Origin of the sequence: Bradyrhizobium sp. (assembly GCF_052389815.1) — a bacterium.
Lineage (GTDB): Bacteria > Pseudomonadota > Alphaproteobacteria > Rhizobiales > Xanthobacteraceae > Bradyrhizobium.
Genome location: NZ_JBQTHN010000038.1, coordinates 1 through 13505, shown reverse-complemented (window position 1 = coordinate 13505; position 13505 = coordinate 1). Strand labels below are relative to the sequence as shown.

13 protein-coding genes are annotated in these 13505 nt (G+C 65.3%); 2 read left to right on the top strand and 11 right to left on the bottom strand.

What is annotated here, in order from left to right; all coding sequences use genetic code 11:
- Positions 1–96: 96 nt before the first annotated feature.
- The 4 genes from ACT4OC_RS08345 to ACT4OC_RS08330 form a co-directional block, all read right to left on the bottom strand.
- Positions 97–288, bottom strand: coding sequence for a hypothetical protein (locus tag ACT4OC_RS08345; RefSeq protein WP_444838496.1), 192 nt, complete (start codon positions 286–288; stop codon positions 97–99).
- Positions 289–400: 112 nt separating this feature from the next.
- Positions 401–1312 carry a S49 family peptidase gene (locus tag ACT4OC_RS08340; RefSeq protein ID WP_444838495.1) on the bottom strand — a complete coding sequence of 304 codons (912 nt, stop codon included), beginning with the start codon at positions 1310–1312 and terminating at the stop codon, positions 401–403.
- A 249-nt stretch (positions 1313–1561) separates the two neighbouring features.
- Positions 1562–2329 carry a tRNA1(Val) (adenine(37)-N6)-methyltransferase gene (locus ACT4OC_RS08335; RefSeq protein WP_444838494.1) on the bottom strand — a complete coding sequence of 256 codons (768 nt, stop codon included), beginning with the start codon at positions 2327–2329 and terminating at the stop codon, positions 1562–1564.
- Positions 2322–2549, bottom strand: coding sequence for a putative signal transducing protein (locus ACT4OC_RS08330; RefSeq protein WP_444838493.1), 228 nt, complete (start codon positions 2547–2549; stop codon positions 2322–2324). The genes ACT4OC_RS08335 and ACT4OC_RS08330 overlap by 8 nt, the downstream gene beginning before the upstream one ends.
- 135 nt (positions 2550–2684) lie before the next feature.
- Here ACT4OC_RS08330 and ACT4OC_RS08325 point away from each other — a divergent pair, with 135 nt between their 5' ends.
- Entirely contained in the window at positions 2685–3695 is a 1011-nt protein-coding gene (locus ACT4OC_RS08325; RefSeq protein WP_444838492.1) for a polyprenyl synthetase family protein, read from the top strand.
- 134 nt (positions 3696–3829) lie between these two features.
- On the opposite strand, the gene ACT4OC_RS08320 is transcribed toward ACT4OC_RS08325, so the two are convergent.
- The 3 genes from ACT4OC_RS08320 to ACT4OC_RS08310 all read right to left on the bottom strand — a co-directional run bounded on the left by ACT4OC_RS08320 (position 3830) and on the right by ACT4OC_RS08310 (position 8411).
- Complete coding sequence (locus tag ACT4OC_RS08320) at positions 3830–4717, bottom strand: 4-(cytidine 5'-diphospho)-2-C-methyl-D-erythritol kinase (protein ID WP_444838491.1); 888 nt, start codon at positions 4715–4717, stop codon at positions 3830–3832.
- 12 nt (positions 4718–4729) lie between these two features.
- Positions 4730–6511, bottom strand: a complete 1782-nt coding sequence (locus ACT4OC_RS08315) for a tetratricopeptide repeat protein (protein WP_444838523.1) — start codon at positions 6509–6511, stop codon at positions 4730–4732.
- A gap of 238 nt (positions 6512–6749) precedes the next feature.
- Complete coding sequence (locus ACT4OC_RS08310; protein ID WP_444838490.1) at positions 6750–8411, bottom strand: electron transfer flavoprotein-ubiquinone oxidoreductase; 1662 nt, start codon at positions 8409–8411, stop codon at positions 6750–6752.
- 163 nt (positions 8412–8574) lie between these two features.
- Here ACT4OC_RS08310 and ACT4OC_RS08305 point away from each other — a divergent pair, with 163 nt between their 5' ends.
- Positions 8575–9387, top strand: coding sequence for a uracil-DNA glycosylase (locus ACT4OC_RS08305; protein ID WP_444838522.1), 813 nt, complete (start codon positions 8575–8577; stop codon positions 9385–9387).
- 4 nt (positions 9388–9391) lie between these two features.
- Here the strand turns inward: ACT4OC_RS08305 and ACT4OC_RS08300 are convergent, their stop codons facing one another.
- The 4 genes from ACT4OC_RS08300 to ACT4OC_RS08285 form a co-directional block, all read right to left on the bottom strand.
- Entirely contained in the window at positions 9392–10900 is a 1509-nt protein-coding gene (locus tag ACT4OC_RS08300; protein WP_444838489.1) for a glycosyltransferase family 39 protein, read from the bottom strand.
- Between the two features lie 102 nt (positions 10901–11002).
- Positions 11003–11770 carry a ribonuclease HII gene (locus tag ACT4OC_RS08295; RefSeq protein ID WP_444838488.1) on the bottom strand — a complete coding sequence of 256 codons (768 nt, stop codon included), beginning with the start codon at positions 11768–11770 and terminating at the stop codon, positions 11003–11005.
- 92 nt (positions 11771–11862) lie between these two features.
- Complete coding sequence (locus ACT4OC_RS08290; protein ID WP_444838487.1) at positions 11863–12312, bottom strand: VOC family protein; 450 nt, start codon at positions 12310–12312, stop codon at positions 11863–11865.
- A 24-nt stretch (positions 12313–12336) separates the two neighbouring features.
- Entirely contained in the window at positions 12337–13458 is a 1122-nt protein-coding gene (locus ACT4OC_RS08285) for a PA0069 family radical SAM protein (RefSeq protein WP_444838521.1), read from the bottom strand.
- Between the last annotated feature and the right edge of the window lie 47 nt (positions 13459–13505).

The following is a 13505-nucleotide window of genomic DNA, read 5'->3' as shown; positions in this document are numbered from 1 at the left end:
GGTGTAAAACGCGCGGGACCGTATCGGCGGGGACGCGGGGAATCAAGGCGATGCCGGTGGTCCGGCACCGCCAAATTCAATCGAGTCGGTTGGGCTTTAGCCCGGCCGATAGGCCCCGGTGACGGGGTCGCGGCGGAGCGTTGGAATTTCGCTGGTTCTCATGCTCTCGGCCATGCGGGCGAGGCGTGCTTCCTCCAGCTCCTGGTTGACCCTCTGGGCCGTCTTGTATGCCCAGCGGACTACGGCGAGCCCCCCCAATACCCCTGCGAATGCGATCAGCGCTGGCATCGGACGATCCTTGTCGTTCACTTGGTCACGCCCCCGACTCGCATTGTCGCCGATAGCGGCCCGGGTCGCAATTGGCTCGCCCGGGACCAAATACCGCGGGCGTGCCCGCTTGCTAGAGCCCGAATTTGGCCCAGATCGCCCTGGTTTCCAGCGCCGAGATCACCTCGTCCGGCAGCGCCCGGATACCGTCGAGGCCGCCGAGCGCTCCCGCGCCCGGCGCCCTCCGGCCCAAGAGGCCCGACAGCATGCCGCTGGCGGGCGCAATCAGCGGCGTCAGCACCTTGTCGCCAAAGCGTGCGCGCAGCGTGGAGCGCAGATCGCCAATCCCGTCGGCAAGACCGAGCGCAACGGACTTCTCGCCCGCCCAATATTCGCCGGTGAACAGCACATCCTCGGCGCCCTTGAGCTTGCCGCCCCTGCTCTCCTTCACCAGCGAGATGAACAGCGCGTGGATGTCGCGCTGGATCGCCTTCAGCCGCACGACATCGTCGGGGTCTTCGGGGAGGAACGGATCGAGCATCGCCTTGTGCTCGCCCGCGGTATACAGCCTGCGCTCGACACCGATCTTGCGGATCAGCTCCTGGAAGCCAAAGCTGCCGCCGACCACGCCGATCGACCCCAGGATCGATGACGGATCGCAGAAAATCTCGTCACCCGCGCAGGCAATCATGTAGCCGCCGGATGCCGCGACGTCCTCGACGAACACCAGCACCGGCAATTTCTTTTCCGAGGCGAGCTGGCGGATGCGCAGGTAGATCTGACGCGACTGCACCGGGGCGCCGCCCGGTGAATTGACCATGAGCGCCACCGCTTTGGCGTTGCGGGTCGCAAAGGCCCGCTCGAGCGTCTTTGCGATGCCGGCCAGCGTCAGGCCGGGTCGCAGCGGCGTGATCGCGCCGATGGTACCGGAGAGACGGACCACCGGCACCACGGGGACGTCGCGCCGCAGCCGGGCCGGAAGGTATTCCCTCACTCTCGACCAGAGGTTCGGCAAGCCATCTCGATCACTAAAATGTTCAGTCATGCCGTTACCCCAGTTTAACCATTTTTTTATCGCCCCACTGCCATCGGAGGTCGGAACGAATGGAACGTCCTTTGCATTGCTGCGTGGTGGCCGCAATGGCGCAGCGGAGAGCGACATGAAGATTTATCTCCTCATCTTGCTGATCGGCGCCCTTTTGGCCGCCGTACACTTCACGTCGGCCCCGGAACGGCAATCGGAAACGCTGCCGCAATAGGCGTTCTGCTGGGAAACCGTGCGGCGGAACAGCCCTCATAACGTCGCAAGCGGCAACACGCCGTTGCCAGCCAGTATCTCCTGAACCTGCTTGTTGGGCAGGCCTGACAGATCGTTGAGCATCAGGGCGGGAAGCAGTTGCGTGGGAGCGCGGCCGCCCTTCACGGCACGAACCAATATCCGGATCGCCGGCGCCCCAGCCTCGCCATGAACCGGCAGGATGGCGAGGCTTCCGAAGCCGCGATCGAGCACGGCGAGCACCTCGGCAATTCCATCCGCGCGCCAGATCAGCGTCAGCACGCCGCCGGATTTCAGGATGCGCCGCGCAGCGTGAATCCAGTCGGCCAGCATGCCCTCGCTTGCGACATGCGCGGACGCCCGCGCGATATCGGGCGAGGAGCGATGCCGAGCTGCATCGTTGAAAGGTGGATTCATCATCACGGCATCGACGCTGTCGGGCACAAGGCCTGCGGCGGCGAAACTTTCCGCGCCGGACCCGATGTCGAGGACGATCACATCGGCGGCAATCGCATTGGCCGCAGCGTTGCTTCGCGCAAGACCGGCGAGCGTCGCGTCGAGCTCGACGAGCACCAGGCCGACGGATGCAATGCGCCGCGCCAGCGCCAGCCCCGCAGCGCCGACGCCGGCGCCGAAATCCACCACGCGGTGGCCGGCGCGTGCGGACGTCGCTGCCGCCAGCAGCATGGCGTCATGGCCGGCGCGATGACCCGCTTTCAACTGTCGCAGGCGCAGCCGTCCGCCGAGGAAAGCATCCTCGGTGAATTCAAGGAGCCGTTCAGTCATCGTCGCGCAATTCATGGGCAAGCCCGGCGTCGGTCAGGAGCTTGCGCGCCGCCTGATTGTCCTCGTCATTGACCAGGATGCGCCGCTGCAAGAGGCCGAGCGAGCCCTCGACGATGCTCATGTTCTGGTCCAGCACCAGATGATGGATGCTGGCGCCGTCGAGCAGCGCACCGACAGCAGAAATCAGAACGATGTCGTTGGTCCGTACCAATTCCCGCAAATCCATTCTCCTGTACCCGCCGGCAACGGGGTAAGCTCGCCGATTGTCAACCGGTTCCGGCCCCTTGCCGCCTTACGCGGCACTTTCTATTGTAGCCTTAAGGATAGTGCGAATTCGGCAAAAGTGGAGACCAGCGTGGCGGTTATTGTACCTTTCGAGAGCCCGCAGAACGCCTCGATAGAACCGCTGGTAGGGCTGGTCGCCGCCGACATGGAGCGCGTCAACGCGGCTATCCTGGCGCGGACCGGCTCCGAGGTGACCATGATCCCCGAGGTCGCCAACCACCTGATATCTTCCGGCGGCAAGCGGCTGCGCCCGATGCTGACGCTGGCGATGGCGAACCTCACCGGCTATTCCGGCGACGGCCACATCAAGCTTGCCGCCGCGGTCGAGTTCATGCACACCGCGACGCTGCTGCATGACGACGTCGTCGACGAAAGCGAGCTCAGGCGCGGCAAGCTTTCCGCGCGCATGCTCTGGGGCAACGAGGCGAGCGTGCTGGTCGGCGACTTCCTGCTCGGCCAGGCGTTCCGGATGATGGTCGAGGTCGGCTCGCTGCGCGCGCTCGACATTCTCTCCGCCGCCGCCGCCACCATCGCCGAAGGCGAGGTGATGCAGCTTGCCGCCGCCAAGAACACCGCGACCACCGAGGATGAATATCTCGCCGTGATCCGCGGCAAGACCGCCGAGCTGTTCGCCGCAGCCTGCGAGGTCGGCCCCGTCATCGCGGGTCGTCCGAAGCCGGAGCAGACCGCCTGCCGTTCGGTCGGCATGAATCTCGGCATTGCTTTCCAGCTCGTCGACGACGTGCTGGACTATGGCGGCAAGGCTGCAAAGCTCGGCAAGAACATCGGCGACGATTTCCGCGAGGGCAAGATCACCCTTCCGGTCGTGCTGGCGTTCCGCCGCGGCAATGACAGCGAGCGCAAGTTCTGGATCAAGGCATTGGAGCGCGGCGAGATCGGCGACGGCGACCTCGACCACGCCATCGGGCTGATGACCAAGCACCGCGCGCTGGAAGACACCATCAACCGCGCCCAGCACTATGGCGCGATGGCAGTCGATGCGCTGGCGCTGTTTCCGTCGTCACCGATGAAGAGCGCGCTTGAGCAGGTGGTGGCGTTCTGTCTGGCACGGTCGCACTAACGCAGTGCGTAGGATGGGTTGAGCTCTTCGCGAAACCCATCAATTTTTTTCCGCGGAAGGATGATGGGTTTCGCTTCGCCTTCATCCGTGGAGCCAGCGCGGACCTGGGCGCTCAACCCATCCTACAAGTCCTCTTAACTCAGCGTCCCCGCGTGCACCCACCAGGAGGGATACTCCGACCGGATCTTGTCCGCCGCACGCCCCGCCTCGGCGGTGTTCTCATAAAGTGCAAAGCAAGTCGCACCTGATCCCGACATGCGCGCCAGCCAGGCGCCATTGGTTGCGTTGAGCGCCGTTATGACCTTGCCGATGACAGGCTCGATCCTCATTGCCGGCTCTTCAAGGTCGTTGGTGCCCGAAGCCAACGCTTCAACCCATTCTTCCAGCGACCCACCTTCTTCAGGCCACGACGACGCTTCCGTCATGACGTCGGCGACGCCGACACGAAGTTCGCCGTGGCGCAGGCCGAGCGCCGCAAACACGTCCTTGGTCGCAACCGGCACACGGGGATTGACGAGCACCGACGGCATCTTGGGCGGACTCAGCGGCAAGAGCTTGTCGCCGACGCCGGTCATGTCGCAGGCGCGCGAGGCAAGGCATACCGGCACGTCGGCGCCGACTTCCAGCGCGACCTCCTGCATGCGCTCGTCATCGAGCGAAAGATCGTTGAGTCTAGCCAGCAGCCGCAGCGCCGCTGCGGCATCCGCCGAGCCGCCACCAATGCCGGCAGCCACGGGAAGAAGCTTGTCGAGGACGAACGCGCCGGTCTTCATGCCGGGCACGACTTCGCCGAGAAGCCGCGCCGCCTTCAGCACCAGATTGTCGGAAACCTCGCCGCAAGCCGTCGCCAGCGGACCGATCATCTTCAGCGACAGCTCGGGCCCGGGTGTCAATGTGAGCTTGTCGGCGCAATCGGCGAACGCCACCACGCTTTCGAGATCGTGATAGCCATCCGTGCGCCGCCCGACCACCCGCAGGGTCAGGTTGACCTTGGCTCGCCCCTCTTCCACCAGCCCCGACATGAAACCCTGCGATCAGCCGCCCTTGCCGTCTTCTTTTTTCTTGCCGGCGGAGGCCGAGGAGGAAGTGTCCTCGGGCAAGCCGTTCTCGAGCTTGGCCTCGATCTTGGGCAGCTCTTCCGGCTCCGGCTTGAGATCGCGCGCATGCGACCATTGGAACCTGGCCTCCAGCGTGCGGCCGACGCGCCAATAGGCATCGCCGAGGTGGTCGTTGATGGTCGGATCTTCCGGCTTCAGATCGATGGCCCGCTCGAGATGCTTCACCGCGTCCTCGTAGTTGCCGATCCGGTAGTAGGCCCAACCCAGCGAGTCGACGATGTAGCCGTCGTCGGGACGCTGATCGACGGCACGCTTGATCATCTTCATGCCTTCGTCGAGGTTGACGCCCTGGTCGATCCAGGAATAGCCGAGATAGTTCAAGACATGCGGCTGCTCGGGCTGCAGCTCCAGCGCCTTGCGCATGTCGGCCTCGGCCTTGCTCCACTGCTTGGAGCGCTCCTCGCAGATGCCGCGATAGTAATATGTGACCCAGGCGTTCTTCTCGAGCGTCGCCGGCATGGCGTCGATGCCCTTGGAATAGGTCACGGCGCAATCGGCGAACTTCTTGCGGCCGCGCTCGATATTGCCGAGCGCCATGACGGCCTCGATGTCCTTCGGCGCCTGATCGATCACCTGTTTGAGTATCTTGATGCCGTCCTCGCTGCGATCGACTGCGTCGAGATTGGTCGCGAGCTGGATCTGCGCGTTGCGCTTCAGCGGCGAGTTCGCCGGCACCCGCTCGTAGACCTTGATCGCCATCGCCGGCTTCTTGACGGACTCATAGAGATCGGCGAGCGACAGCAGCGCCATCGGATGGGTCGGCGCCAAGTACAGCGAAAGCTGGAGATAGACCAGTGCGAGATCCTCGCCGCCGCGCCGGGTCAGCGTGGCGCCGATGCCGTAGAGCGCCTCGGCAGCGCCGGCCTGCGCACTGTCGACCAGCGGCCCCAGCTTCTTGCCGGCGCGAACCTCCTTCAGGCCTTCCTGCACCAACGGATGCCGCGGCAGCTTCTTCTCGAAGGCTTCATAGATGGCCGCGGCCGCCGCGCCATCCTTGTTGCGCGAGTTCCAGCGCGCATAGGCATCGACCACGCGCAGCATGGAATCGTCCAGTTTGTAGGACTTTTCCAGTCGGCTGCCCGCGTCCTTTTCGCGGTTGGCCAGTTCCAGGATCAGGCCGGCATGCAGATCCTTGAAGATCGGATACCATTCCGGCCCGGCCAGCTTGTCGATATTGGCAACCGCGGCCTTGCTGTCGCCCGCGCCGAAGCTCGCCCACGCCGACAGCAGCGTCGCGACGAGATCGGTGATCGGCCCGCGGATCGACTGGTTGATATTGAGCTGCGCGGCTGCGTATTTCTTCTGCTTGAGGTCGCGCACGCCGACGACGAGACGGGCCACGCGATTGGACTTGTCCTGGGTCAGAAGGCGGTCGGCGAGCTTGACGGCCTCGTCGATATCGCCGTCGGCAAGCGAGGAGATGAAGGCGCGGTCGAGCAACTCGTTGTTCTTGGGATCGGTGCGCAGCGCCGAGCGGTAGAATGCTGCGGCAGCACCTGCGTCGCGCTCCACGCTGGCGTGGCGCGCGGCCAGATAGCTGCCGGCCTTCGTCATCGACTTCAAGTCATTCTTGGTGGGAAACTGCGCCGCGTTGTCGGTCGGATGCTCAGGCGTCTGGGCCAGCACGTGTCCTGGCATCGCCAGCGCGGAAACGGTGAGCGCGGCAATCGCCAAGCGACGGAAACGGGTGGAAAGCATCACGACCTGCCTGGCTCCAGGATTTTGCGGGTATACGGCAATCAGCAAGGGCAGCCCCGACCCAGCGGCCTCTAAGGCCTGCGACAATGCCGCTTTTGGCGCTGAACCGCAAGGAAAAGCGCTGGCGAATCAAGTGGCACATCGTCCGGCCGCCGCCGATTCAGCCGACTTCGCCTGCAAACCCTCGCAGTGTGGCGGTATCGTGGCCGGATACCGTCATCGCTTCACGCAAAGGTGGTTACATCGCTTCGTAGTTCGGCCCACCGCCACCCTCCGGCGGAACCCAGGTAATGTTGCCATTGGGATCCTTGACGTCGCAGGTTTTGCAGTGGACGCAATTCTGCGCGTTGATCTGGAAACGCGGCCCCGACGACTCCTCTACCCATTCGTAGACGCCGGCCGGACAGTAGCGGTTCGAAGGACCGGCGAAGACATCATGCTCCGACGTCTTCTGCAGGTCCATGTCGGCGACCTTGAGGTGAACCGGCTGGTCCTCTTCATGGTTGGTGTTGGACAGGAACACTGAAGACAGCTTGTCGAAGGTAATCTTGCCGTCGGGCTTCGGGTACACGATCGGCTGATGCTGCTTTGCCGGATCGAGCGTCTTGCGGTCCGGCTTGGCATGGGACTGCGTGCCGAACAGCGAGAAGCCGAACAGCGTATTCGTCCACATGTCGATGCCGCCAAGCGCGACGCCGATAATGGTGCCGAACTTCGACCACAACGGCTTGGCGTTGCGGACCGTGTAGAGGTCCTTGCCCACCGCCGAGTCGCGCCAGGTGTTTTCGTACTCGACGACCTCGTCGCCGGCGCGGCCGGCGGCGAGCGCAGCCGCGACGTGTTCGGCGGCGAGCATGCCGGTGCCCATCGCGTTGTGCACGCCCTTGATGCGCGGCACGTTGACGAACCCTGCGGCGCAGCCGACCAGCGCGCCGCCCGGAAAAGTCAGCCGCGGCACCGACTGGTAGCCGCCTTCGGTGATGGCGCGCGCACCATAAGCGAGCCGCTTGCCGCCCTCGAACACGTTGCGAACGGAGGGATGGGTCTTGAAGCGCTGGAATTCATCGAACGGAGAGAGATAGGGATCGTCGTAGTTGAGATGCACGACAAAGCCGACCGCGACGCGGTTGTCGTCGTAATGATAGAGGAACGAGCCGCCGCCGGTCGAATTGTTGAGCGGCCAGCCGAAGGAATGCTGGATCAGCCCCTTCTGGTGCTTGGCGGGATCGATCTGCCAGACTTCCTTCAGGCCGATGCCGAATTTCGGCGGCTCGCTGTTGGCGTCGAGGCGGTATTTCGCAATCAGCTGCTTGGAGAGGCTGCCGCGCGCGCCTTCGGCGAACAGCGTGTATTTGCCGAGCAGTTCCATGCCGCGGGTGAAGGAATCCTTGTGCGAGCCGTCCCTGGCGATGCCCATGTCGCCGGTGGCAATGCCCTTCACCGCGCCGTTGTCGTCATAGAGCACCTCGGTCGCGGCAAAGCCCGGATAGATCTCGACGCCGAGCGCTTCGGCCTTCGGCGCCAGCCAGCGGCAGACATTGCCGAGCGAGCCGATATAGCAGTGATGATTGCTCATCAGCGGCGGCATCATGAAGTTCGGCAGCCGGACCATGCTGCTTGCGGTCATCCAATAGAAGCGATCGTCCGTCATCTGCGTCTTCAGCGGACAATCGGCGTCCTGGCGCCAATCGGGGATCAGCTTGTCGAGCGAGACCGGGTCGATCACCGCGCCCGACAGGATATGCGCGCCAACCTCGGAACCCTTCTCAACGACGACCACGTTGAGATCGGGATTGATCTGCTTGAGCCGGATCGCCGCGGAGAGGCCGGACGGGCCGGCGCCGACGATCACGACGTCGAATTCCATGGATTCGCGCGGGGGTAACTCTTCGCTGCTCATGACCTGTCCCGTGATCTGCCTCGCGACCCGCCCTGGGCCCGGTTAAGAACGCTTCCAAAAGAGCCCCCGTTCTTTCCGATTTTTGACGGGAGGACAACCATGGAAATGCGTTTCGCATGGGCCCAAGCCGGCATAGATTGACCGGATGCCGCAGACGACCGCCATGCCGCCCGAGCCGCCCCCTTCCGTTCAGCAATTGCTGGCCTTTTACCTCGAGGCCGGGGTGGATTGCGCACTCGGCGACGAGCCGGTCAACCGCCTGGCCGATCCGGACGTTGCGCTTGGGCCGCGCGCAGCCGTGGCACACCAGCCGGTCATTCGCGCAGCGCCGCCGCCGCCGGCCGCTCCGTCCCGCGCGGATGCGACGATCGCGCCAGAAGTCGCGATCGCGTCCGCCCGTGAAGCTGCACGGACCGCGCCGACGCTGGAAGCGCTGCGGCAGCTGCTCGAAAATTTCGACGGCTGCGCGCTGAGGCACACCGCAACCAGGCTGGTGTTCGCCGACGGCAACCCACAGGCGCGCGTGATGTTCGTCGGGGAAGCGCCCGGACGCGACGAGGACATCGAGGGGCTGCCCTTCGTCGGCCGTTCCGGCAAGCTGCTCGACCGCATGATCGCCGCGATCGGACTCGACCGCAGCAAGACCTACATCGCCAACGTCATTCCCTGGCGGCCGCCCGGCAACCGCACGCCGACGCCGCAGGAGACCCAGGTCTGCCTGCCCTTCATCCAGCGCCAGATCGAGCTCGTGAACCCCGACGTGCTGGTGACGCTCGGCAATCCCTCGACGCAGGCGCTGCTGCAGACCCGCGAAGGCATCATGCGCACGCGCGGCAAGTGGCTCGACTACGACACCGGCACGCGCACCATCCGCGCCATCGCAACGTTCCACCCCGCCTATCTGTTGCGCTCGCCCGCCTACAAGCGGATGTCGTGGCAGGACCTGCGGGCGATTGCGAAGGCGCTGCAGGGATAGGCAACTACGGATTCTTCGGCCGCACGATGGCCCAGCCGATGCGGAGCAGCGGCTGGCGGCCGTTGACGTACCATTCGAACGCGCGCGGCACTTCCGGCACGAGGCCCGGGAAGCGCTTGGCGATATCGGCCGGCACCGTGCCTGCGGTGTCGGACGCGCGCCAGACCACGATGCCGCCGGTCTCGGCGAATTTCGCAGCGTTGAGCCATGGCGTACGCTGCGGCGTTGCATCGAGCAATAGATGCGGCCGGCCGGTGTCGAGCGCGATCAGGCTGGCAAATTGCGGATCGCCCGCCACCGCGCGCAGGCGCTGATTGGTGCGCCGCTCGAAATTCTCGCCGAAATAACGCGCGATCTGCCGTCCCGGCACCGAGGTTGCGACCTCCGCGGCGGTGGTCCACGGCAGGAACAGCGTGGTGCCGATGGCGACGGCTGCCGGCGCGATCACCGCGAGCGCCCACACCGCGCGCAGCAACCGCTGCCGCCGGAGATGAACGAGATCGCCGGTCGCCACGATCATGGCAAGCCCCGACATCAGAAGCGCAATGCCGGCGCTGCCGGTGACGCGGTCGAGATCGAACAGGCCCGCGATCAGGCTGCCGACGAGCGCCGGTGCGATGGCGAAGCAATAGCCGAATTGCCGCGCCAGCGGATCAACCGGCCGCCGGTAGATGATCGGAACCTCCTCCTGGCCGCGGCCGAGAAAGCCGGAGTTTAGGACAACGAGAACGATGACGGCAGACAGTGCCAGCAGCAGGCCGCCGAGCAGGCCGCCCCAATGCAGCGCTCGCAAGCTTAGAGCGTCCAGCGCCGGCCATGCCGGCAAGCCGATCGCATCGGCGCGCATCAGCCAGACCAGGTAGGGCAGCGCCAGCACGAGGATCGCAACCAGCGCAAACAGCGGGTCGAGCGAGGTCAGCGTGCGACGGCCGCGCTCGGTCGCCAGCGCAAAGCCGGCAAGCAGCAGCAACAGCATCGGCGCAGCTGTCGTGGTGAGCAGCAGCAAGCCGGCCTCGATCGACCAGGCGAACCAGGCGTTGCGCCGGTTCTGGCCGATCAATTGCCAGGAATGCAGCAGCAGCAGTGCCCAGAGCGGCCGCGCCAGCACGGATGGGCCGAATTCCAGGCTCGGCGCGCCGAAAGCGGTGACGGTCATGGTGAGCAGCACGGCGAGCACCGCCTGCTGGCCGCCGACGATGGCGCGCGACAGCAGATAGACCGTCCACAGCGTGGCGACGCCGCAGACCTGCGCCAGGAGATAAACGCCGAACATGTGATTGCCGGCGGCGCGATAGGCGATGTCGGCGAGCCAGAACGCCAGTGGCGGCCCCATGTCGGTGCCGACCTGATATTCCCGGCCGAAGGCGAGCAGGGCTGCGAGGTCGCCGGGCGGGCTGCGATACAGCAGCATCGACACGACCAGCCACATCAGGGCCTGCAGCAGCACCACGAGCCAGACGATCAGCCGCGGCCGGGCGCGGATCAGTTCGACAATCAGGGAGGTGAAACGCATCAAACGCCCGAGAATCCCAAAGCCGACGCGGCCTGCCGGCCGCAATTGGTCCCTGACGTTTGATAATGGGGGCCGGCGGCGGAGGCAACTGGCCGCCGGACGTCAGACCGTGGCGGAGAGATCGACGCTGGCCTGAGATTCCAGCGAAAACAGATCGGGCGGAACGGGCGACGGATAATGCTTCTCCCGCGCAGCGACCACTGGCGCGAAGAAGCGGCGATGATGCACCGAGGGCCCGAGCCGGTCCAGCGCCTCCAGATGTTCCGGCACGGCATAGCCCTTGTGGGTCTCGAAGCCGTAGCCCGGGCAATCCTCTGATAGCGCGCACATCAGCCGGTCGCGCGTCACCTTGGCGATGATGGAGGCCGCAGCGATCGACTTGACGATGCCGTCGCCGCCGATGACAGCCTCGCAATCGCAGGACGTCGCGAGACGGTCGCGGCCGTCGACGAACACATGCTTCGGCACCTCCGGCAGCGCCGCCACCGCGCGCGCCAGCGCCCATAGCGAGGCCCGCAGGATGTTGTCGCGGTCGATCCGCGCCGGCGAGGCATAGGCGACGGCGAAGGACGAGGTGGCGCAGATCTTCTCGAACAGGTCCTCGCGTTCCTCGGGCGTCAGCCGCTTGGAATCGTCGATGCCTCTCGGAATCCGGTCCGGATCGAGGATGACGGCAGCGGCCACCACCGGCCCCGCCAGCGGGCCGCGGCCGGCCTCGTCGCAACCAGCCACCGGCCAGATGCCTCGCTTGATCAGCGCGCGCTCGCGCCGGAAGCTCGGCGGCGCAACGGCGATGACGCCTTGCGGCAATCTGGCGTTCTTCTTTTCCGGCTTGGCTTCCGGCTTCCTTGCGGACTTGTCCCGACTCATGGGCCGGATCCTTGCGCGAACCAGCACAACCGCGCAATCGGGAACCCGGGACTACTCCCGCTATTCAGTATTCACGTCGAAGAATCTTGACTTTAGTCAGCCAGATGCACGCGCCGGTCGTCGCCGACATCGATGCCGGGCGCGACCACGACTTCCCAAGGGTGGCCGTCGGGATCGACGAAATATCCGGAATAGCCGCCATAGTCGGTGCGTCGCGCCGGCTTCAGCAGCGAAGCGCCCTTGGAGATCGCGAATTTGAGCACCGCATCGACCTCTTCGGTCGAGCGGCAGTTCCAGGCGAGCGTGAAGCCGCGGAAGGGAACCTGCCCATTCTGTTCCTGCAGGCCTGCGTCCTTTGCGAGCTCCGCGCGGGGAAACAGCGCGATCACCGTCCCGCCGGTATCGAAGAACGCCACTGCCTCGCCGGTACTTCGCAACTTTCGCGCAAAACCCAGCGCTTCGTAGAAGGCGATGCTTTCGCTGATATCGCCGACGCCGAGTGTGATGACCGTGAAACGCGGGACCGGCGGCTGTTTACGCATGTACCCTCCTCGCCATGAGCGCGCCTAGAACAGGCTCAGCTGCTGCCCGTTCCGTCTCGGCCTTGCAAAGTGATCCGTCGTCAATTTGGAGCGGCGCTTGTTCAGGCCAAGCTTCTCGCAGGCGATCTCGAAGCGGCGGCCGATCATCCAGGCCATCGGCCCCGTGCCCTTCATCCGCGTTCCCCATTGCGAGTCGTAATCGCGCCCGCCGCGCATGTCGCGGATCAGGGTGAAGACGTGACGGTAGCGGTCGGGATAGTTCGCCATCAGCCACTCGCGGAACAGATCCCGTACTTCCAGCGGCAGGCGAAGCATCACGTAGCTTGCTTCCTTCGCGCCGGCATGCGCGGCCGCATCGAGAATGCGCTCGATCTCGGAATCGTTCAGCGCGGGGATGACGGGCGCCACCATGACCGTGGTGGGTATGCCGGCCTCGGTGAGCTTCCTGATCGCCTCCAGCCGCTTCGGCGGCGTCGAGGCGCGCGGCTCCATGGTGCGCGCCAGCTTCGGATCGAGCGTCGTCACCGACAGCGCGACTTTCGCAAGGTTGCGCTTGGCCATGCGCGAGAGAATGTCGATGTCGCGCACGACCAGCGCCGACTTGGTGACGATACCGACCGGATGGCCGGCGCGCTCCAGCACTCCCAGAATGCCGCGCATGATCTTCATGTCGCGCTCGATCGGCTGATAGGGGTCGGTGTTGGTTCCGATCGCGATCATCCGCGGCTCGTAGTTCGGCGCCGCCAGCTCCTTCTCCAGCAATTCCGGCGCATCGGGCTTGGCCAGCAGCTTCGATTCGAAATCGAGGCCGGGCGACAGGCCTAGATAGGCGTGGGTCGGCCGCGCGAAGCAGTAGACGCAGCCATGCTCGCAGCCGCGATACGGATTGATCGAACGATCGAAGCCGATGTCGGGCGAGTCGTTGCGCGCAATGACCTTGCGCGAGGTGTCGAGCGAAACCGTGGTCTTGAACGGCGGCAGCTCTTCGAGGCTCTGCCAACCGTCGTCGAAAGCGACCCTCGCCTCGGCCTCGTAGCGGCCCGAGGCATTGGATTGCGCGCCGCGGCCGCGGCGACGCGCGCGGGCGACCCCGACCGCCAACACGGGAAAAGGAGTCGCACCCCCCCGGTAGGGGGGCACAGTCACCGGCGGGTGCCAGAGGGCGTGAGAGGATGCTCGGCGCCTGGCCCGAA

Bases quoted from the DNA above. Each gene is read 5' to 3' on its own strand.
- ACT4OC_RS08345 (WP_444838496.1), bottom strand. From the start codon at position 288: ATGCCAGCGCTGATCGCATTCGCAGGGGTATTGGGGGGGCTCGCCGTA.
- ACT4OC_RS08340 (WP_444838495.1), bottom strand. From the start codon at position 1,312: ATGACTGAACATTTTAGTGATCGAGATGGCTTGCCGAACCTCTGGTCG.
- ACT4OC_RS08335 (WP_444838494.1), bottom strand. From the start codon at position 2,329: ATGACTGAACGGCTCCTTGAATTCACCGAGGATGCTTTCCTCGGCGGA.
- ACT4OC_RS08320 (WP_444838491.1), bottom strand. From the start codon at position 4,717: ATGTCGGGGCTGGTGGAAGAGGGGCGAGCCAAGGTCAACCTGACCCTG.
- ACT4OC_RS08315 (WP_444838523.1), bottom strand. From the start codon at position 6,511: ATGCTTTCCACCCGTTTCCGTCGCTTGGCGATTGCCGCGCTCACCGTT.
- ACT4OC_RS08310 (WP_444838490.1), bottom strand. From the start codon at position 8,411: ATGAGCAGCGAAGAGTTACCCCCGCGCGAATCCATGGAATTCGACGTC.
- ACT4OC_RS08305 (WP_444838522.1), top strand. From the start codon at position 8,575: ATGCCGCCCGAGCCGCCCCCTTCCGTTCAGCAATTGCTGGCCTTTTAC.
- ACT4OC_RS08300 (WP_444838489.1), bottom strand. From the start codon at position 10,900: ATGCGTTTCACCTCCCTGATTGTCGAACTGATCCGCGCCCGGCCGCGG.
- ACT4OC_RS08295 (WP_444838488.1), bottom strand. From the start codon at position 11,770: ATGAGTCGGGACAAGTCCGCAAGGAAGCCGGAAGCCAAGCCGGAAAAG.
- ACT4OC_RS08290 (WP_444838487.1), bottom strand. From the start codon at position 12,312: ATGCGTAAACAGCCGCCGGTCCCGCGTTTCACGGTCATCACACTCGGC.